Source organism: Bacillus sp. JCM 19034, from assembly GCF_001310635.1.
Lineage (GTDB): Bacteria > Bacillota > Bacilli > Bacillales > Bacillaceae_D > Halalkalibacter.
The window spans coordinates 1-21229 of the sequence record NZ_BAXR01000032.1; the positions used below are offsets into that span (position 1 = coordinate 1).

At 37.8% G+C, this 21229-nt stretch carries 18 protein-coding genes, 4 pseudogenes and 1 riboswitch; of the genes and pseudogenes, 3 read left to right on the plus strand and 19 right to left on the minus strand.

The window, feature by feature from the left end:
• Positions 1–531 precede the first annotated feature (531 nt).
• Entirely contained in the window at positions 532–1398 is an 867-nt protein-coding gene (locus JCM19034_RS19955; protein WP_231687068.1) for an SMP-30/gluconolactonase/LRE family protein, read from the plus strand.
• Between the two features lie 66 nt (positions 1399–1464).
• On the opposite strand, the pseudogene JCM19034_RS19960 reads toward JCM19034_RS19955, so the two are convergent.
• The 8 genes and pseudogenes from JCM19034_RS19960 to JCM19034_RS19990 form a co-directional block, all read right to left on the minus strand.
• Positions 1465–2764 (minus strand): annotated as a pseudogene (locus JCM19034_RS19960) (NCS2 family permease).
• A gap of 132 nt (positions 2765–2896) precedes the next feature.
• Positions 2897–2998, minus strand: a riboswitch (purine riboswitch).
• 182 nt (positions 2999–3180) lie between these two features.
• The gene (locus JCM19034_RS25415; RefSeq protein ID WP_370622269.1) at positions 3181–3555 is read right to left on the minus strand and encodes a cytochrome P450; all 375 of its coding nucleotides are present in this window, start codon (positions 3553–3555) and stop codon (positions 3181–3183) included.
• A 4-nt stretch (positions 3556–3559) separates the two neighbouring features.
• Entirely contained in the window at positions 3560–4363 is an 804-nt protein-coding gene (locus JCM19034_RS19965) for a cytochrome P450 (RefSeq protein WP_370622271.1), read from the minus strand.
• A 331-nt stretch (positions 4364–4694) separates the two neighbouring features.
• Positions 4695–6215: a glutamine-hydrolyzing GMP synthase gene (guaA, locus tag JCM19034_RS19970; protein WP_062052543.1), complete on the minus strand. Its 1521-nt coding sequence runs from the start codon at positions 6213–6215 to the stop codon at positions 4695–4697.
• A gap of 165 nt (positions 6216–6380) precedes the next feature.
• Positions 6381–8552: a transglutaminaseTgpA domain-containing protein gene (locus tag JCM19034_RS19975; RefSeq protein ID WP_062052544.1), complete on the minus strand. Its 2172-nt coding sequence runs from the start codon at positions 8550–8552 to the stop codon at positions 6381–6383.
• A gap of 15 nt (positions 8553–8567) precedes the next feature.
• The gene (locus tag JCM19034_RS19980; protein ID WP_062052545.1) at positions 8568–9434 is read right to left on the minus strand and encodes a DUF58 domain-containing protein; all 867 of its coding nucleotides are present in this window, start codon (positions 9432–9434) and stop codon (positions 8568–8570) included.
• Positions 9431–9706 (minus strand): hypothetical protein, encoded by a 276-nt coding sequence (locus JCM19034_RS19985; protein ID WP_062052546.1) that lies wholly within the window; start codon positions 9704–9706, stop codon positions 9431–9433. Before JCM19034_RS19985 ends, JCM19034_RS19980 begins: the two co-directional genes overlap by 4 nt.
• The gene (locus JCM19034_RS19990) at positions 9706–10662 is read right to left on the minus strand and encodes a MoxR family ATPase (protein WP_062052547.1); all 957 of its coding nucleotides are present in this window, start codon (positions 10660–10662) and stop codon (positions 9706–9708) included. The genes JCM19034_RS19985 and JCM19034_RS19990 overlap by 1 nt, the downstream gene beginning before the upstream one ends.
• Positions 10663–10888: 226 nt before the next feature.
• Between JCM19034_RS19990 and JCM19034_RS19995 the strand changes: the two genes are divergently transcribed.
• Positions 10889–12070 (plus strand): DHH family phosphoesterase, encoded by a 1182-nt coding sequence (locus tag JCM19034_RS19995; protein WP_062052548.1) that lies wholly within the window; start codon positions 10889–10891, stop codon positions 12068–12070.
• A gap of 278 nt (positions 12071–12348) precedes the next feature.
• Here JCM19034_RS19995 and JCM19034_RS20000 read toward each other — a convergent pair whose 3' ends face one another.
• From JCM19034_RS20000 to JCM19034_RS20010, 3 genes and pseudogenes are all read right to left on the minus strand, one after another.
• The gene (locus tag JCM19034_RS20000; RefSeq protein WP_062052549.1) at positions 12349–13182 is read right to left on the minus strand and encodes a 1,4-dihydroxy-6-naphthoate synthase; all 834 of its coding nucleotides are present in this window, start codon (positions 13180–13182) and stop codon (positions 12349–12351) included.
• A gap of 1 nt (position 13183) precedes the next feature.
• Entirely contained in the window at positions 13184–13825 is a 642-nt protein-coding gene (locus tag JCM19034_RS20005; protein ID WP_062052550.1) for a futalosine hydrolase, read from the minus strand.
• 14 nt (positions 13826–13839) lie between these two features.
• Positions 13840–15566 (minus strand): annotated as a pseudogene (locus tag JCM19034_RS20010) (ABC transporter ATP-binding protein).
• A gap of 214 nt (positions 15567–15780) precedes the next feature.
• Between JCM19034_RS20010 and JCM19034_RS22075 the strand changes: the two are divergent.
• Positions 15781–15957 carry a hypothetical protein gene (locus tag JCM19034_RS22075; protein WP_156324081.1) on the plus strand — a complete coding sequence of 59 codons (177 nt, stop codon included), beginning with the start codon at positions 15781–15783 and terminating at the stop codon, positions 15955–15957.
• A 168-nt stretch (positions 15958–16125) separates the two neighbouring features.
• Here JCM19034_RS22075 and JCM19034_RS20015 read toward each other — a convergent pair.
• The 8 genes and pseudogenes from JCM19034_RS20015 to JCM19034_RS20045 form a co-directional block, all read right to left on the minus strand.
• Positions 16126–16640, minus strand: a pseudogene (locus tag JCM19034_RS20015) (molybdenum cofactor biosynthesis protein B).
• A gap of 31 nt (positions 16641–16671) precedes the next feature.
• A complete protein-coding gene (locus JCM19034_RS20020) occupies positions 16672–17406 on the minus strand; it encodes an ABC transporter permease (RefSeq protein ID WP_062052551.1) in 735 nt (244 codons plus the stop codon).
• On the minus strand, positions 17403–17708 hold the full coding sequence (locus JCM19034_RS20025; protein ID WP_156324082.1) for a hypothetical protein: 306 nt from the start codon (positions 17706–17708) through the stop codon (positions 17403–17405). Before JCM19034_RS20025 ends, JCM19034_RS20020 begins: the two co-directional genes overlap by 4 nt.
• Positions 17709–17710: 2 nt before the next feature.
• Positions 17711–18019, minus strand: a complete 309-nt coding sequence (locus tag JCM19034_RS20030) for a hypothetical protein (RefSeq protein ID WP_062052553.1) — start codon at positions 18017–18019, stop codon at positions 17711–17713.
• Between the two features lie 94 nt (positions 18020–18113).
• Positions 18114–18968 carry an ABC transporter ATP-binding protein gene (locus tag JCM19034_RS20035; protein WP_062052554.1) on the minus strand — a complete coding sequence of 285 codons (855 nt, stop codon included), beginning with the start codon at positions 18966–18968 and terminating at the stop codon, positions 18114–18116.
• 4 nt (positions 18969–18972) lie between these two features.
• Positions 18973–19332 carry a hypothetical protein gene (locus JCM19034_RS20040; RefSeq protein WP_231687069.1) on the minus strand — a complete coding sequence of 120 codons (360 nt, stop codon included), beginning with the start codon at positions 19330–19332 and terminating at the stop codon, positions 18973–18975.
• Between the two features lie 78 nt (positions 19333–19410).
• Positions 19411–19512: pseudogene (locus JCM19034_RS25420) on the minus strand (TetR/AcrR family transcriptional regulator); the annotation flags it as partial.
• A 316-nt stretch (positions 19513–19828) separates the two neighbouring features.
• The gene (locus JCM19034_RS20045; RefSeq protein ID WP_370622275.1) at positions 19829–21106 is read right to left on the minus strand and encodes a methyl-accepting chemotaxis protein; all 1278 of its coding nucleotides are present in this window, start codon (positions 21104–21106) and stop codon (positions 19829–19831) included.
• Positions 21107–21229 lie beyond the last annotated feature (123 nt).

The following is a 21229-nucleotide window of genomic DNA, read 5'->3' on the forward strand; positions in this document are numbered from 1 at the left end:
TTGTTGTTTGAAACAACAATTCTCTCTTTTTCGCTTGGCTTTTGTTCAGTTTTCAAAGTACCGTTTCGTCTTAGCGACTTTTCTATATTATCAGCTGATGACCAAGAAGTCAATAACTTTTTTAAAATTATTTATTCGCGATCATTCGTGACAACGAGAATTAATATACCATGATCCGTCATTATTCGTCAACAACTTTTTTAAAATGACTATTCCTTATAATTTGTAATATGTCTGAAGGTCGTTTAAATTTGGCATTTTTCCTTTTTTAAAATGTTTATGCCCGTATAGCTACCACATTTGTTTACGGTACAATTGCTAAAAGCTTTAAATTCTCATGTTACTTAATCGGAACAGCATTAGGACATAAGGAAGTCTTGGGTGTTCGCAATTTAAAACGTCACCTATTACATAAAGAAACTTTACGATTTCCATGAAGATAATATCATCTCATGTGCTTTACTTTCTTCGTTTCAATCTATTACCAATGCGTATACAATAACAGTAGAAATTAAAATGGGGGGCGTAATGATGACAGTAGAATTAATTATCGATGCAAAAGCAACACTCGGTGAATCTCCTAGCTGGGATGAAAGTCTTCAAATTCTTTATTGGGTAGATATTATTGGGATGAAATGCCTTACCTATCATCCTTCTACCAATCAACAAAAAACAATTCAATTTGATCAAATGGTAGGAGCGGTTGCCCCAAAGGAAAATAGAGGGCTAATTATTGCTTTAGAAAACGGATTTTACGGATTAGACGACCTGAAAGAAACACCATATTTGATTATGCAATCGGAAACATCAAAAAGCGGGAATCGTTTCAATGATGGAAAATGCGACCCAGCTGGCCGTTTTTGGGCGGGGACAATGAGCCTAAATGGCGATAAAGAGATGGGAGCGTTATATTGTTTAAATTTAGATTTAGCTGTTTCAAAGAAGCTTGATCGCATTAGCATCTCAAACGGTTTAGCATGGTCCCCTGATAACAAATATATGTATTATATAGATACTCCTACGCAAAACGTGGTTAAGTTTGATTACGATGTTGAGACTGGTGAGATAAATAACCGTCAAGAAATCATAGCAATTAATCCAAATGAAGGGTATCCAGATGGGATGACAATTGATCAGGAAGGAATGCTTTGGATTGCCCATTTCGGTGGTGGCAAGGTTTCTAGATGGGATCCAACAACAGGTACGCATATCCAAGATGTTACTGTGCCAGCTTTAAATGTTACATCTTGTGTATTTGGAGGGGAAGAGTTAAATGAACTCTATATTACAACGGCAAAAATGGGCGATGATCAACACGAATATGCTGGTGGTTTATTTCGAATAAAAACAGACGTAAAAGGTAGTCCTACTTATCAATTTAAAGGTGACTTACGTTAAATAATTAACGAAAAGGTTCAAACGGGGGTAATATCCCATTTGAACCTTTTTAACATTATGCATTTATTATTTAGGCGCGAACATAAAATACAATACGAAAATGATGAACAATACATACATAATCGGATGAATTTCTTTCGCTTTTCCTTTACAAATCATTGTAATTGGGTAAAAGATAAAACCAATTGCAATCCCTGTTGCAATACTGTATGTTAACGGCATCGCAAGAACCGTTAAGAAAGCAGGTACTGCAATTTCAAACTTATCCCATTCAATTAAACGAATTGCTGAAGCCATCAGGATTCCGACAACAATTAATGCCGGTGCAGTCACTTGATTCGTTACAACTGTTAATAACGGGGAGAAGAATAACGCAACTAAGAATAAACCAGCTGTTACAACTGACGTGAAACCTGTTCGTCCTCCAGCAGCTACCCCTGATGAAGATTCGATGTATGCAGTTGTCGTTGATGTTCCAAGTACAGCACCAATTGACGTTGCCGTTGAATCTGCTAATAATGCTTTCCCCGCACGAGGAAGCTTATTGTCTTTGACAAAACCCGCTTGGTTGGCAACAGCATATAACGTACCAGCCGTATCGAAGAAATCAACAAACAAGAACGTTAAGATAACAATGACTAATGTCCAAATATCAACTGTCGACCAATCAAACATAAACGCTTGACCAAACGTCGGTGCTAAACTTTGGACAGAATCTACAACCCTATCCGGACGATCAATTAAGCCAAATAACAAACCAGCAATGACTGTTAAAATCATCCCGTAGAAGATACCGCCTTTAAAGCCACGTACCATTAAAATGACCGTTATCACAAGACCAAATATCGCAAGTAGCGTCGTAGGAGCAGTCATATCCCTAACGTCACTGTCGTTGCTTCATCGCTTACAACAACACCTGCATGCTTCAAACCCATAAAAGCGATAAACAGACCAATACCAGCACCCGCCGCATACTTAAGTTCAGCAGGAATTGCATTAATGATGATCTCACGAATGTTAAATAACGTAATTATGATAAAAATAATACCTGAAATAAATACACCGAATAAAGCTACTTGCCATTCAACACCTAATCCAATAACAACAGAATAGGCAAAGAACGCATTTAATCCCATCCCAGGCGCGAGTGCGATTGGGTAATTTGCTAGTAACCCCATAATAAGTGTTCCAATTGCCGCTGCTAATGCAGTAGCCGTAAACACTGCACCAGGATTCATCCTGTCGCACTTAGAATATCGGTGTTAACAAACAGAATGTAAGCCATCGCAAGGAATGTTGTTACCCCTGCTATGCTTTCTCGACCAATTGTCGTTCCATGCTCTTTAAAGCCAAAAAATCGTTCCAACCTATTCGCCTCCATTTTTTTAGTCTTCAACTAACACCATTCACAACAAATGTAACCAATAAAAAAACTTCCAATTCATGACATACGAATGGAAGTTTAACTAGAAATCATCAAAATAAAGACAACATGTGAATAACATTAGATGATTATCGTAGTCAAACTATTTACGGTAGTTTGGTAGAGACGTGCAGGCCGTATTCCTGCATTTATACGATAAGACTTTTATATGAAATTATTATTTCTATATAAGAGTTTATCAACATCACCTAGTTCTGTCAATAAAAAGACGAACGATTATACATATTTTTTTGTTATTATTCGTTTACAATGACATAATCACGTCTCTATCAAGATAAACTCATTTTGCTGGATGCTAAACAGAGGCTTAGCTTGGATAACACCCCTTGTTTTGACCTTTAGTAAAGCTTAATCGGGAAATTTTCCAACCCACGAATGATTAAGCTCTGACGCCATTGGAGCTCAGACAAATCAGCGGCAAGCGAAAGATTAGGATATTCCTCAAGCAACACTTGAAGTGCAATTTCCCCTTCTAGTTTTGCGAGTGGAGCACCGAGACAGTAGTGGATGCCCTTTCCGAAAGCGAGATGAGGGCTTTTTTCTCTTGTGATGTCAAGGTTACTAGGATGGTCAAACTTTGTTGGGTCATGATCGGCTGAGGCGAGGGAAACAAGGACGTGATCTCCTTTTTCTATTTGCTGCCCCATGAATGTGAAGGTCTCATTTGCCCAACGATCTGTACTAAACTCAACCGGACCATTAAAGCGTAGCAATTCATCAATCGCTTGCCCGATAAGAAGGGTCCTCCTTTAATAAAGCTAATTGTTCTGGATGAGTAAGTAAAGCAAGTAAACCATTCGCAATTAAGTTAACAGTTGTTTCATGACCAGCGACAATGAAAAGGATTACGAATCCATACAATTCCTTTAACGATAACTGTTGGTCTTCTTCCTTTGCTTGAATTAAATCGGATAGTAAATCTTCTTGTGGGTCGAGACGTTTTTGTTCGATTAATTTTTGTATGTAGTCCATAAATTCGCCCATCGCTTCTTCATAACGAGGTGCTTCAGTAATATCAACGATGACCGCTGACCAACGTTGGAAATCGAGGCGATCTTCAGAAGGAATACCGAGTAGTTCACAAATGACTCGAATTGGTATTGGAAAGGCATAGTCTTCAATAAAATCGACTTCTTTTTTATGTTTCATCATAATTGCTTGTTCTTTAGCGATTTCTTCAATACGTCCTCTTAATTTTTCTATTTTTTGTGGGGTAAAGCCATTTTGAGCCAGACTACGGAGACGGCGGTGGTTGGGCGGATCGGAAAAAAGCATACTGTGGGCAATCGGTGATATATTGTCATTGGTGAGGTCAGGGAAAACAGTTTTCATATCTTTAATAAACCGCTTGTCTTTTAAAACAGCTTCTGCAGCTTCATACGAAAAGGCCATCCAAGAATACTGGTCTTCATTGAACATTTTAACTTTGGCAAAAGGCTGGTGCGGACGGATTTTTTCATAGTACTCATAAGGATTTTGGTGGAATTCGTGTGAAAATAAATCAACTGTTTTCAAGTTCATAAGTCATAGCCTCCATTCCTATTTTAAGCTCTTACTAAAATATAAGTATAACATCCTTAAACTAGAAAGAAGATGAAAATTTTCCAAAACAAGAGGTGAAATAAGTAAACGTGACGATTTTCCACCCATACTAAGATCAAGTTTGGATTTTTCTGAGAGGTAATATCCGGTCTATACTATTTGGCCTGATGAAACTTACAATAATGAGGCGACAAACCGTTCAGTGCAGGTGATCCATCCCCCTTTTATTTACATTTTGAAGGCTATAATGACACAAAAAAAGTTAAAAAGCGCAAAGCCTTGATAAACCCAGGCTTTGCACTTACTTTTATTACTCCCACTCAATAGTCGCCGGTGGCTTCGAAGTAATATCATATACAACACGATTCACATGCTTTACTTCATTAACAATTCGAGTCGAAATTATTTCAAGAACATCCCATGGAATACGTGCCCAATCAGATGTCATTCCATCAACTGACGTTACAGCACGGATACCAACTGTATAATCATACGTTCTTGCATCACCCATAACTCCAACACTTCTCATATTCGGTAATGCCGTGAAGTATTGCCAAATTTCGCGGTCTAGACCTGCTTTTTTAATTTCCTCACGTAAAATCGCATCTGACTCACGAACGATTTCTAATTTCTCCTCTGTAATTTCGCCTAAAACACGAATACCAAGACCTGGTCCTGGGAATGGTTGTCTCCAAACGATTTCATCAGGGATTCCTAATTCCGAACCTAATTTACGAACCTCGTCCTTAAATAACGTATTGAGTGGTTCAATTAATTCAAACTTCATATCTTCAGGTAATCCACCTACGTTATGGTGAGATTTAATCGTTTGTGCTGTATCAGTACCACTTTCAATAATATCTGTATACAACGTACCTTGAGCAAGGAAATCCATATCTTTTAACTGACTCGTTTCTTCCTCAAACACATAAATAAATTCGTTTCCAATAATTTTACGCTTTTCCTCTGGATCAGATACACCGTTTAGACGACCTAAGAAGCGTTCCTTAGCATCAATTTTAATGACGTTCATATTAAAGCCTTCACGGAACGTTTTCATCACACTCTCGGCTTCGCCTTTACGAAGTAATCCATGGTCAATAAACATACACGTTAATTGATCTCCAATTGCTTTATGAATTAATACAGCCACTACTGATGAATCAACTCCACCACTTAAAGCACAAAGAACTTGTTTGTCTCCCACCAGTTCACGAATTTTCTCCATCTCAATTTCAATGAAATTTTCCATGGACCAATTCCCTTCGCAACGGCACACTTCATACGCGAAGTTCTTCAACATATCATCACCAAATTCTGAGTGACGAACCTCTGGGTGGAACTGAACACCATAGAACTTTTTCTCTTCATTACTCATCGCCGCAACGGGACATGATGGATTAGAAGCATCGATAACGAAACCAGGAGGCGGTGCTAAAATAAGGTCACCGTGGCTCATCCATGTTGTTTGTTCAATCGGTAGTCCTTTAAATAATGCTGATTGATTTTGCACTTGAATGGCAGCTTTACCATATTCACGATGATCAGCAGCATCTACTTTTCCGCCGAAATGCTGTGTCATTAACTGCATCCCGTAGCAAATCCCTAAAATCGGAATACCTAAATCAAAAATAGCAGGATCACAATGAGGAGCCCCTTCAGCATAAGCACTATTTGGCCCTCCAGAAAAGATAATCCCTTTTGGATTGATTTCCTTTAATTCTTCAGCTGTTATTTTATTTGACTTTAATTCACTGTACACACCCAAGTCACGAATCCGACGTGTAATTAGCTGATTGTATTGTCCACCAAAGTCTAAGACGACGATTATTTCTTGATTTTTTCACTCATCCATACCCATCCTTTTTTACTGAAGCAATGCTTACTCCATATACTTTTCTTATTTCGTAGTAAATCTAGTAGAAAACTTCATAAAACTGTCTATTTAATCGTTCGTTAAATACTGATTCATTTTATCAACCTGTTATATCCTTGGTCAAGAATTCATTTTTTTCACGAAAGATACCCAGTGTCCTTTTTGCTGTTTCCAGCTTGAGTGCTCAGACTTACCTCCATAGAGAATACGCTCATATTCACGAGTCATTTCTCCCATCTCGTCTGTATCAAACTGTTTGTCGATTCTTTTTGCATATACTCTTAACGTCTCCCCAGATTGGCGTTTATATCCAACAACCGCGAGAAGCCGCAAAAGCCGTTCAAACGCTGAAACAAAATCGAGCCTCGTTGATTTTTCGTACCATTTTATGTTGATGTATAAGACGATTTTCTTCATTTTCATAATCAATATAATAGTGCCAATTAATAACATTCCTAATAGAATCCACTTTCCACCAGGAATCGTCCAGTTTTGCACAGACGCTACACTTTCCTCCGATTGCTGCTCTTCCTCTTCCATCTCCGCCTCTTCATTTTCTTGCTCGTCTATCTCTTCCTCCTCATTAGTAGCATCAGTAACTTCTTCCTCTTCTACCGGAGCTTCTTCTTCATACGTTTCTAGGAAATCATACATATTGGAAAAGCCTTGAGTCGGTTCAAACGGCACCCAGCCTACCTCAGGGAAGTATACTTCTACCCAAGAATGAGCGTTACTATTAGTCACTTCATATACAGAACGATCATGACTTAATTGCTCAACCTCCGCTCCTTGTGTAAACCCTTTGACCCAACGTGCTGGTATGTCAAGTGTTCTCAGCATAACAATCATCGAAGTTGAAAAATTATCACAATAGCCTCTTCTCGTTTCAAACAAAAATTGATCGACATAATCTTGTCCATTGCTAGGGATGGGAACATCCTCTGTTTCATAGGTGAAATCTGACAACCGGAAATATTGCTCAATCGCTTTTGCCTTATCATAACGACTGTCTTCTTCAGCAACAATTTCCTCCGCTAGCTCTTTTATACGATCAGGCAGCGTATCTGGAATTTGTGTGTAATAGTCGACTATGAAATCTGGATCTGCTTCATTCGATGATCGTAAACCATCAATGTGAAAGCTTGGATAAACATATTCAAAACGATAACGAGATAAAGCAATTGGGTCATCACCGTGGAACGTATTCGCTCGCTCCGTATATCCGTCCACTGTCACATTTATGGTATCATGATTCAATAAATGAGCGAATTCCCCAGGATAAAAGAGATGATCAAAATCCGATTCATCCTCAAAGACAATTTCCGATTCTTGTAACTCCACAGTTAGAAACCCTTCGCGATCTGTACGATACAAAGGATGCTTCATCTCAGCTGGAGTAGTTGTTTCCCATCCCCTACCAGTATAATAATCTTTCGTTTCACCACGCCAATAGTGTTCTTGTGATGTCGCTGCATAGAAGATGGTCGAATTATCATCGACAAAACCACCACCAAGTTGCTCATCATAATCTCCATAGCCAATCCGCCGTACCGGGTCATTTGCTTCTAAACCTATCGCCGCCCTAACAAAAGGAACAGGATCAGCCCACTGTGGTTCTGGTTTCGGAAACAGCATACCTAAAAACCCGCCGACAACTAAGATGAAAAGTAACACGACACCTAGGCGAGCTGGCAGTAGCTTGGAAGCCGAGTGTAGCCTCTCTTGTTCAATAAACCGATACATCGTAACAAGTCCTAAAAGGAGAAAACCGACAAAAAACGTACGCACAATAGCAAATGTTGCATCATATAACGTAAATGTATCGATGACAGCGATATACGTAACAGTAAAGATGAGGAAAAACAACACCCTTCTTGCATATATAATCCAATAAAAAAGCAAATAGCTCATAATGGCCAGTAAGACAAAAAAGAGCAAACTTCTAAATAAGTCTGTCAAAGCATGCCAGCTTCCTGAAAGCATATAACCGACATTTAAAACAACTTCCTCTAATATGAGCGAAACCCACTCAAGTGAGAGAAACTCTACTTGAAAGAAAACTAAATATAACCCGTACAACACAACTAAACTTTTCAAACCAACAGATACGATAACAGGTAATTGTAATAACGTAATAAAGAAAAAGACAGCTGTACATAGCACAAATACATGAATATACCCTGTATCCGTTACGTACGGCAAAGGTATAAGCCATTCCATTAATAATAAAAAACTAAGTCCATAAAGAAGAAAGTCTCTGCTTAGATCTAGCTGTTTTTTTGATGATCGCATAAACTCTGCTCCTTACTAGTTCATTTCAACAACTTGTATTCCTAGCATTTCAACTTCATTTATCACTCTTTGATCACTATTTGTTAGAGAAGGGATACAGATCGTGAGCGATACGTGCTGAGCTAACAGCTTTTTACACACTTTAAGTAATTCATAATCAAGCTCTGCACAAACATAATACACAAACATCCCTCTCCATTTCCGATACACTCCCTCTGCAACAGAAGGCCGCTCTTTATTTGGCTTAACATAGGCCAACACTTGCAAAGCGGTAATCATTGTCTGTGTCAGCGTTATTGATTGCCATTGATCTGTTCGAACATAAAATGCGACAGATGATTGCCGTTTCAACAATGTTGCTAACATAGATGCCGCTAATTCAATAGATGATTCAAATACATTCTCATTATTCTTATGTAAAAATGAGTTATACACAATCATCGCTCCTTCTCCTTGAAATGATTCAAACTCCTTCGTCATAAGAGAGGAGGATCTAGCTGTTTGCTTCCAATTTATACTAGTCAATCGGTCACCTTGTACATATTGTCTAACCCCAGCAAGTGAACAATCTTCTTGAAAGGATGTACGTGTTTGTTGTCCTTCTCTATCTCTATGGTGGGAAACAGGCGGTAATTCTGCTAGATTACGAAAAGCCGGATAAACAAGAACCTCGGTTTCTTCAGCGTGCAATCTACGTTCTACTTCTATTAGTCCAAATATATCTCCTAACTTATAATTCACAGTACCAAAGCGATAAACCCCACGTTCTAAACGGTTTAATGTATAAGTGAATGAGAGTACTCTCTGAAAGGAAAAGAAGAATAGTGCACCAGGTGTATCCTTTTGCCGTAGCCGTTCGGGGAGTTCATCAAAAATTCTCACGAAAAAAATGGCTGAAATGGATACTTTTCTACTATAACTGTTACCTCAACCTCTCCACCCGCTTGAACCGCTTCTGACGACACAATTCTTCTTACCTCTTTCACTTTAAAAGGAATGAGTGTAACAATAATCATCAACATTAAAATGGCTGCGACACTATAAAATAAATACCAGCTAACGAACCCACCCTGAAACATTGCATACGCAAAAAGTGAACCTACTACAAGTGCTACAAAAACGTATTTTATTCCAATTTTGACCAAACGTAACATTATTGCGAGACCCTTCGTTTCATAACCGGTACCGCAACTTGATCAAGCACTTGGTGAATCACTTGTTCTTCTTTTTTATTTGTCATTTTACTTTCATCCGTTAAAATTAAGCGATGTGCTAACACGTAAGGTGCTAATAGTTGGATGTCATCTGGAATCGCAAAATCGCGACCTTCAATAAAGGCATATGCCTGTGCCGCTTTCATAAGTGCGATCGTCCCCCGTGGACTAACCCCAAGCTCAACATAACGATTTCTTCTAGTCGCTTGCACTAATTCAACGATATAGGACTTTACATCATCCGAAACAAATACATTTAGCACTTCCTCTTGAATCGACAGAACCTCATTTGTTGAGATGACTGCTTCCAACTGATCAAGTGGATGGTTATATTGAACACGTGATAACACTTCAAACTCCTCTAACTCATCAGGATATCCTAGCTTTAACTTCATTAAAAAACGATCAAGCTGGGCCTCAGGTAAAGGAAATGTACCTGCATACTCTACAGGATTTTGTGTTGCCATCACAAAAAAAGGCTTTTCCAATTTTATTGTCTCCCCATCGACTGTAACGCTGCTTTCCTCAAGTGATTCTAGTAACGCTGCCTGAGTTTTAGGAGACGTACGATTAATTTCATCAGCTAATACAATGTGAGACATAATCGGACCGCGTCTGAACTCAAACTGCTGTGTCTTTTGATTATAAATGGACACACCTGTTACATCAGATGGTAAAAGGTCTGGAGTAAATTGGATTCTTTTAAATTCTGCTCCTAACGATTTCGAAATTGCTTTGACCATCATCGTTTTCCCAACGCCTGGCACATCCTCTAACAAAACATGTCCTCCAGCAAACAATGCCACTAAGCTTAGCTTAATTTCATTCCGCTTTCCAACAACAACCTGTTCAATATTTTCAATGACTTCATTAATTCGTTTTGTTGCCGTTTCCATTTGTTGCCTCCAATCTACTTCAACCAATCTATTTCCATCATACCATTATATAATCATCTATTTCGTTACATTTGCTTTACTTTCGCAAATTTTATTCTACAAATTTTTTATATACCAAAAATACCGCATTAAGTCACTCTTCCATTAAATGAATCAAATTTTTTCAAAATAAAACCTTTATTTTCCTACCATTTGTTTCATACTAAATACGGAGGAGGATGAAAACATGCACTATTTATTTTCTCATAATGATCTTGATGGTGTTGGATGTGGGATATTAGCTAGACTCGCTTATACTAAAGAAGTAAAGGTTGAGTTTGTCTCAGTCCATCGACTAGATCAAAAAGTAGAACAATACCTAGAATCTGCCAACGAGAACGATTATTTGTTCATCACAGACTTATCGATTAATCATGACAATGAAGAACGAATTTTGCATTTCCTAGAGAAGGGAGGAGACGTACGCCTCATTGATCATCATAAAACGGCATTACATCTATCAGAACACGCTTGGGCTACGATTCAAGTAACAGAAGAAGGAGAAGACAGACTAACCTGTGCAACATCACTCTTTTACAAATATCTAGTAGACAACAATCACTTAAAGCGAACAGAAGCACTAGATGAATTTGTTGAATTAGTACGGCAATGGGATACGTGGGAATGGGATCTAAACAACAACCTCCAGGCAAAACGTTTGAATGATTTATTTTTCTTACTGTCAATTGATGAATTTATCGAAAGAATGATTCCTCGCTTAGAAAGCGAAGACGGATTTAACTTTGAACCATTCGAGGACAAAATACTCGATATGGAAGAGGAGAAAATCAATCGCTATATTAAGCGGAAGCGACGTGAGCTCGTTCAAACGACTTTACATAAACATTACGTTGGCATCGTTCATGCAGAAGCCTATCATTCAGAACTCGGTAATAGGTTAGGGAAAGACTGTCCACACCTAGATTATATTGCGATTATAAACGTCGGACAAAAGAAAATGAGCTTTCGGACTATTCACGATCATACAGACGTTTCAATCATCGCCGAACAGTATGAAGGTGGTGGCCATGCAAAAGCAGCTGGTGCATCATTAACACCCGAAGCATTTGAACAATTTGTAAAAGAACCTTTCACACTTGAACCATTGCACCTTGATGCTTCACTAAATAAACATAATATAAAGGAATCAGGAAATGGAACGCTATATCGAGCAACAAACGGCACACTATTCTTTCTTTATCCAAATAACGAAAAATGGATCATTGAACGAAACAATAAGCATTATAAGACATTTGCAACCTTTTCAGAATGCGAACACTACATAAAACGCCAATATCAGGCATGGCTCGTACGGGATGAATCGTATATTACCTTCTTAGCCCAAACCGCTTTAAGTACAAAAAGGTAGTTAAGTAAACAATAAGAGGCTTTTCAAGTACGTTTAAACATTACTATACAATTTTCACCGCTTAGCTCCTTTGGATTTTGATTGTTCAAAGGGGCTCTTTATCGTTACATAAAAGGAATAATTAAATCTATACAGGGTTCTTCCATTTAAGCCAAGAACGATGCTATTGCACCTTCTAAAATCAATTCCACATCCTATGCAGTTCCCTCATAATTCTTCTATGAAAAAAACTTGTCCTAAAACGAGAATCCTTTCTCCTTTTAGGACAAGCCTACATTTTAATATCTTATTAAAGCTAAGTCAAATGCCGGTACTAACTGCTCGTCCATCGCTCTTTTTAACAATTCTTCTACTGCAGCGTAACCTTTCTCACCTAATTCAAGTGTAAAATCATTTACATACAAATCGATATGGGACTTGGCTACATCCTCTGACATTTCTTGTGCATGAGCTGCAACATATTCTTTGGATTGTGCCGGATGCTTCCAAGCATACTGAACAGATGCTTGAATCCAGGTTATTAGATCCGATTTGTTCATCGCTCGTTTAGCAATAATTGCTCCTAACGGGATAGGATGCCCCGTATCCTTTTCCCACCACTCACCGAGATCGCAAAGCATATGCAAATCATAATTTTGATACGTAAAACGAGCTTCATGAATCACCAAACCAGCATCCACTTTGCCATCACGTACAGCTGGCATAATTTCATGAAATGGCATAACTATGATTTTCCCAATATCTCCTTGAACTTGCTTTGCTGCATATAAACGAAACAATAAATAGGCCGTCGATCGATCACTAGGTACAGCAACTGTCGCACCTTTTAATACTTCTGGTCCTTGAGTGGATTGAGCTGTTAATAATAACGGCCCACACCCTCTACCTAACGCTCCGCCACATGGAAGCAACATATATTCTTCTAGTACCCAAGGGAGAGCAGCATATGAGATTTTCATAACCTCGGGTCCAGTTCTCTCAGCCGCCCAATAATTTGTTTTGTCAATATCCGCATACGTAACGTCTAATTGTGGAGCTCCTTCAATTAATCCATGGGCCCACGCGTGAAATACAAATGTATCATTTGGACAAGGTGAATAAGCTATTTTCAATCTAGAACATCTCCTTTACATGATGCGAGGCTTCTGTTAGTGCTAATAGAGCATCCTGCATGCGCCATGCATCACGATCTCTAGGGCCAATTGCATTTGAAATTGCCCGTATTTCCATAAAAGGTAGCCCCTGCTTAAGTGCTGCAAAACCAACTCCAAAGCCTTCCATCGCCTCTGCTGCAGCATCTGGGTATCGTCTTCTCAACTCATCTGCTCGCCAGCTTGTACCTGTTACGGTCGACATTGTTAGGACTGGAGCTTCTAGAACGCTCTTGCCTGCTGTCCTTGTTAGTCGATCTACTAGTGTGCGATCTGGCGATAGAACAGACTGTCCAAATCCTATTGATTCAACAGGTTTAAATTCCTCCTCTGTTTGAACCCCTAAATCAGCAAGAATCACTTTGGAGGCAACAACAAGTGATCCAACTTTCGCTCTTTCTTCAAACCCTCCAGCAATCCCCATATTAACGACTGCATTATAAGATTGATTAGACAACTCCATTGTTGTTGCAACAGCAGCTTCAACTGGACCAACACCAGCTAGCCTCACGTGAAAACGTTCATCACCCTTTAAACCCGCTTCAATTGCCTCTTTCTCAGCAACAACAGACGTCATGATCAGTACACACTGTTTGTCCAACATGAATCCCTCCAAAATTAAGCACGAACATATCCTTGTCCGAATTGTGCCTCATATAGCCGTTTATAGCTTCCATCCTTTTCAATAAGCTCATCATGACTACCTTGCTCCACTATACCATCCGGCGTTACAACAACAATTCGATCGGCATTTTTAATGGTTGCTAACCTATGTGCAATAACAAGGGTCGTCCTTCCTTCTGAAAGCCGAGTTAATGCCTTTTGAATGGCTACTTCCGTTTCAGTATCAAGGGCAGAGGTCGCTTCATCTAAAATGAGAATAGGTGGGTTCTTCAGAAACATTCGTGCGATTGATAACCTTTGCTTTTGACCACCTGAAAGCTTCACACCCCGTTCTCCAATAACCGTATCTATACCTTCAGGCTGCGTTTCGATAAACGATTCTAACTGAGCCTGCTTTGCCGCTTCCAATATTTCTTCTTCTGTCGCATCAAGCTTACCATACATAATATTTTCGCGAATCGTACCCGAAAATAAAAATACATCTTGCTGTACTATTCCAATTTGACTTCGTAAAGAAGCTAGCTTCATATCTTTAATATTTACGCCGTCAATAGCAATTTCTCCGTTTGTTACTTCGTAAAAGCGCGGTAGTAAACTACACAATGTTGTTTTCCCTGCACCAGAAGGACCCACAAACGCAACCGTCTCCCCTTTACTTATGGAAAGATCAATATTCTCTAATACAGGCTCATCCCATCATAGCCAAAAGTCACATTACGAAAGGCAATATCTCCTTGTAGCTCAACGTCTCTTGCGTTTGGTGCATCTTCAATATCAGGTTTTGTATCAAGTATTTCCGTATAACGCTTAAATCCGGCAATCCCTTTTGGATAGCTTTCAATAACAGCATTAATTTTTTGAATCGGTCCTAGTAAAATGTTCGCTAATAAAATAAATGCAACGAATTCACCATTTGTTAGTTCTCCACGAATAACAAAAAACGTACCGAATAATAGGGTAAACAACGTAATAACACGCATAAACATATAGTTTGACGTTACATTTTGGGCCATTATTTTATAAGACTGTAGCTTTGTTTTGCGGTACTGAGCGTTGTTAACTGCAAATTGCTTTTGCTCATGCTTCTCGTTCGCGAATGCTTGAACGACTCGAATACCGCCAATGCTATCTTCTACACGTGCGTTAATATCACCAATATCATTAAACATTTTCCGGAAGGTTCTTGTCATTTTTTTATTAAAGTAAATCGCCAATACAGTTAAAAGTGGAATAACCAAAAATGAAATGACCGCTAACTTCCAATTGATCGTTAACATAAGGATAAAAGAACCGACTAACGTCATGATAGCAACAAAGATATCCTCCGGGCCATGGTGAGCAACTTCACCAATTTCCTCTAAATCCTTTGTTAATCTCGAGATTGAATGTCCCGTTTTATTTCGATCATAGTAACCAAAAGAAAGCTTTTGCATATGCTTAAATAATTTTCTTCTCATATCTGTCTCAATATTAATTCCCAGCATATGTCCCCAGTACGTGACAACATAATGCATAACAGTATTTAATGCATAAATCAAAAGCAACCCAACACAAGCCCAAAAAATAAGGGACCAATCGCCTGCTGGTAACAATCGATCAATTACTTGGTTTACTGCTAACGGAAACGCCAGCTCTAACAATCCAACAAACACAGCACACGAAAAATCTAATATAAACAAACCTTTATAAGGCTGATAATAAGAAAAAAAGCGCTTAATCATGTCTCTACTCCTCTATTCTATTTTCTCTATTATATATACTATTGATAATGAATATCAATTATTTCAGCTTCATAAGTGATTTCGTTACTAAGATGAGTATTTCCTCTTAAATTGTATAAACTAATGGTACAAGTTACAATCAATGATTTTACCATTTGCATGAGCTAAACTGAATAACGTTATTTTGCATCTATCTTTGAAAGGAGAATGATCCATGAATAAAATGCCAGTTGGAAGTATTATCTTATTCATATCCGCTATTCTCTGGCTTTTCCTCGCTTTTTCTGGAATTGGGAATTGGTCTACCCGTGTATACATATTTTTATTTATTCTCTTTATTGCTGTCGCTATTATTAATTGGCGCATGACAGACAAATCAAACTCAGATTGAATATTCCCAACATCACATGGTGATGTTAACGAGCGAAGCAAAACGACACACCCATGATTCTCTATAGATTACTCCCTAAGAAAGGAAAAAAGCTGTCCCAAAAACTTGTTTGGGACAGCCTTACCTATTGTGTGAAAAGATTTCTCCTTTTAATATGAGCTTTTAAAATCAATTTAAATCTTTACGAATTTCTCTCATTACATGACCGAGTTCTGAGATGATTAATTTATCCATCGCGAGCTTTACAGCACCACTTGATCCAGCATTGCAAAAATTGCCGTATGCTCACTTACTCCTGCAATTGCTCGGCTTAACATTGCAGCGGGGCCAATGTCCTCTGTATAACTTAACATTCTAAAAAGTTCACCAAAGCCAACAATTTCTTTCGTAATAAGAGCTTTTACTGTTTCAATTGTGACATCACGGTCAGCAATCCCTGTACCCCCGTTTAACAAAATCGCATCAATTTGCTCTGATTGTATTCCTTTTCTAATAGCATGCTGAATATCATTTTGCTCGTCCTTCACAATTTCATATTCCACAACAACATGCCCGTGCTCTATTAATGTATCTTTTATGTATTTCCCGCTTTTATCCGTGTCAATATTCCTCGTATCACTTACTGTAATCACTTTACAATGAACTATTTTCGGTGATTCCTGTTTATGTTCTTGTACACTCATCAGCCTCACTCCTCTTTTCAAGTCCCCATTTCTATTCGGTTTTCCTCTTTAATATTATCATAAAAACCAAAAACCAAATAACGGTTGTTAATGTACCGCCCACTATCATAACTACCGATTTGCTTATAGAAGCATTTCCTTCTAGAACAAGAAAGAGTGCTTCAACTCCCCATGTAATAGGTATAATATACGTTAGCCATACCCAATTAGCTTCTACTATATAATGAATAAGCGGTCCTAACATAAATAAAGAAAGGCACTTCGAGTAAACAATCGCTTCAACTTTATTCCTGGCAAGTGCCGCTAGAAAACTCGTAACAAAAGCTCCATTTAATGATAGTAATAGCAAAGAAAAACCAATCAATAACCAATTTTGAAATGTAAATAATCGTAGAAGCAATGCCATAACAACAATTACGAAAAAGCCAATAAATAACGGTAATAGCATACGATACAATAAGTATCCCGCTTTTTTAATCGGGGTCACATCCATATACTGTAATACCCCTTCATCTCGTTCGTCAATTAATAAAAATCCAGTAACCATCCCTACCATAAGTGGGGCTACTGCGATAATAATAGAGTTCATAAAAGAACGGTGCTCCATTAACCGAAAGGTAGTTAGCTCACTGATTTGCTGATCTAAAAACGGTACACCTATTTGTAGAAATACAACCATTAAAAATGGGGCAAGCAACACAAATAACATAAATGGGTCACGTACAACATTTCTGCTATCTCCTTTAATGAACAAGAGCACATTCATATATGGACCTCCTTAGACTCACCTGTATCGTTGACAATATATCGCTGGAAACATCTATAAGTCCAAATAAAACTAAGTACACCCCAGAAGATGAGTTGAACAACATGACGTATAAACGAAACATCAACCTGTGCTCCTGACAACGAAAATTGAATAAGAAAGAATGAAGAATACACCGGAAACCATTCTAATAAGCTTAGTTCAAACCATTGAAAGAAGGAGACGATTGGTATATTTAGCACAATTAAAAGAACGATAGAACGAAACATAAAATGATTTAAAGAAGGGGACATAATCGACACCGCTAAACCACAGCATGTAAAAAAACACTACATAACATAACCGCTATTGTAAGTTGAATAAGCGAAAAAGTGGTGTTTAATGAAACGGATGCAATCAAAACGCTTGTTAATAAGCCTATTAAAAAAAGTGAGATAATTTTTGATGCAAGAAATGTTCTAAGTGTAACCGGAGTAACAAACATATAGGTTAATAACTGTTGGTTACGTTCTAACAAAATAATTGCTCCAGAAAAAAATAACCCTAATGTACCAGGATCGCTGTAAATAATTAGAGCTCCCCAAAACGAACGATATTCTAACGGTACAAACATTAGAATGAGTATATAACAATTGTTACAGCTGCATAAATATAATAAAGGCCATGCCTAAATTGAAAGTGTGCATCCTGTTTTAACAAACGAGCGATCATTGTAATGACCTCCCCGTCACTTCAATAAAGAAATCTTCTAATGTTTTAACCTCAGTATGAATGCTATCAATACTCTCACTCTTTAACAGATGTTGGAACGTCTCGTTATGAAAAAGCTCCATTAATTGAAAATATTTTTGAATACGCTTTCCGTCTTGCCTAAACGTCACACAAACCTTCTTCTCATCCACCTGCTCTAACAATTTTTGCGGTGAATCTACTAGTTTGATTTCTCCATCGACGATAAAGGCTACTCGATCACACCATTTCTCTGCAATCTGCATGTTGTGGGTGTTAATCATAATCGTTTTTCCTAGACTTTTTTGTGATTGAATGTAATTCATGACTTTATTTACATTGACTGGATCAAGGCCAGCTGTCGGTTCATCTAATAACACTAGCTCCGGATCATGTAAAAATGCCCGACAAATATTTAATCGCATTTTCATTCCTTTTGAGAAATCGCCAAGTCGCTTTTGTCCCATTCCTTCAAGTCCAACAAAAGCTAGCATATCCTCTAGACGTTCCGTTTTTCGTTCATAAAACGATTGAAAGAATTGAAGATTTTCTAACGCTGTAAATCGTTCATAAAAATTTGGTGTTTCAAAAGCAACCCCTAACCTTTGGTAAAATGTTTGATTCCGTTTATTCATTTTCGTATGTAAAACTGAAACATCTCCCTTATATCCATTTAGAACACCAATTATTAGTTTTTGAAGTGTGCTTTTCCCTGCACCTGATGGCCCTAAAATACCAAAAATTTCACCTTCACCGATTGATAAACTAATATTATTTAAAACCGCCTTTTGCGAACGTGGATACGTATAGCTAACATTTTCTAACTTAATCATCTACTCACTCCCCCTTAGCAAATATGCGATTTGCCAATGACTCAATTAACAATGCCATACTATGATCAAAGACATCCTCTCCGATTTCTTGCTTATGAAAAACCATTAACGTGATCGCTCGTAACGATGCTGTTAGTACTTCTGGTGAAATAGCCTTATCTACTATTCCATCCTTACTCCACTTTTGAAATAACGGAGCAAAATTAAGAGTATCTTTTTTCATATTCTCTTCAAACAATTCTTGTGGTAATTTTCTCAGTAACTCCTCAAATTCAGTTTTAATAAACATTCTTTTAACTAAAGGATATTGATCCATTAATGATAGTGCCTTTAATATAATCTCGGTAAACGCCTTCGCATTCATTTCTTTCACTTGTGTAAATTGAATTTTAAGTTCCTCTTGTATTTCTTGTTCGTCTTGCTCAAGAATTTGGAAAAATAGTAATTCCTTCGAATCAAAAAATGTATAAAAGGAACCTTGAGCAATCCCTACACTTTCTGTTAAATCTTTTATACTCGTTTTCTTTAAGCCGAAAGTTGCAAATTTTTCTCTCCCAACTTTTTAAAAGCTCATCTTTTATTTGCTCTTTTTCTTCAGGATAAAAGCCACGTGGTGCCAAACTATCCACTCCTTTATATATGAATATATAATTAAATTATTCATACATTCATTATAAAGCATTTAATTGGAATTGTATATAAGAATCATTTATGTGTTTTACTCAAGTAATTGTGCTTGTTTGATCAGAAAATGAATGCTCATCCCCTAAAACTGCTCACATGCATTTCTCCTTCTACTACAATAAAAAACCCCTTGTCTATAACTAGAACAAGGAGTGATAACTTTACTATCATTATCTTTATTGTTTAAATGCTTGAACAGCTTTCTCAAGTTTCGTTGCCATGTTTGATAAACGTTTCGCTGTTGTTGTAACTTCTGTCATTGCTTGATGCTGCTGTTGCGTAGAAGCCGCTACCTGCTCAGCAGAATGGGCATTCTCTTCAATCGTTTTCGTTCTATTCGTCATTCGTTCGTGCAGCTGATGAATGGATTCTTCAATCGTTGTTACTGCTGACGTTGTATCTGCTACGTTTGTAGCTACATTATTGATCGCATCCGATATTGTTGTAAAAATGGTTGACACTTCATCCATTAATCCCGTTCCTTCATGTACAGCATGATGGCTTGATTCAATCACAGTGACAAAATCTGTAATATCAGTTTGGATGGCACCTACATGGCTTGCTATTTCCTTGACAGCATTCCCTGTCTGCTCCGCTAACTGTCGTACCTCATTCGCAACAACAGCGAACCCTTTTCCATGATTACCGGCACGAGCTGCCTCAATAGATGCATTAATGGCTAATAAATTCGTTCGTTCTGAGATCGATGTAATCATAGATAAGATCGTTGAAATTTCCTTAGATTTGATTTGTAATTGATCGATCATCGCAACAGCATTGGTTGTTTGCTTATAGCTTTCCTCCATTTGTTGCTTTGCCGCTTGAATCATACTAATACCGTTAACGGTCAATGATTTTGTCTGTTCAGTTCTTTCATCAACTTCCTTCATATATCCTGTCACATCATTTGCCGTATAAGACAGCTCTTGAATATGTGTTTCCTCTTTTTTAGTTGTCTTTACTTCCGCTTCCGCTCCCGTTACGATTTCTTTCATCGACTGAGAGATTGAACCAGCAGCTTGCAATGATTCTGATGCATGGTTACTTAATAATGACGATGAATGCTTCACTTCATTCGATGATTCAGCTATATGAAAGACAAGCTGTTTCAACTGATCTAGCATATCATTAATCGAGATGCTTAGTTTCCCGATCTCATCAGACGAGTTTGTCGGTAGTTTATTAATTAATAAATTACCGTGACTTAATTGATCAGTAATTTCAACAACTGCGTGAAGGCGTTTGCTCAGTTTTTTGCTATAAAAATAAATTAGTCCAACTCCAACAACAGTTGCTATGATCGACATTGCAACAAACAATTGCAGAGAACTTTGAATCGTTTCAATACTTAATGCCCGGTACTGTTCGGTTGTTGCGAGAACTTCATCTGAGAAGTTTAAAATCGTCTGGTCAACATCCTGTATTTGAAGAAAAAGGTTTGTCATATGACTCATGCTACTGCCACTTCCATTGTAAATCTGATCAACAATGTTATTAAACTCATTATTCTTCTCTAAAATTAGCTGCTGAATGTCAGGTTGGCTTTTATTCTCTAACTCAGAAAATAATCCATTTAA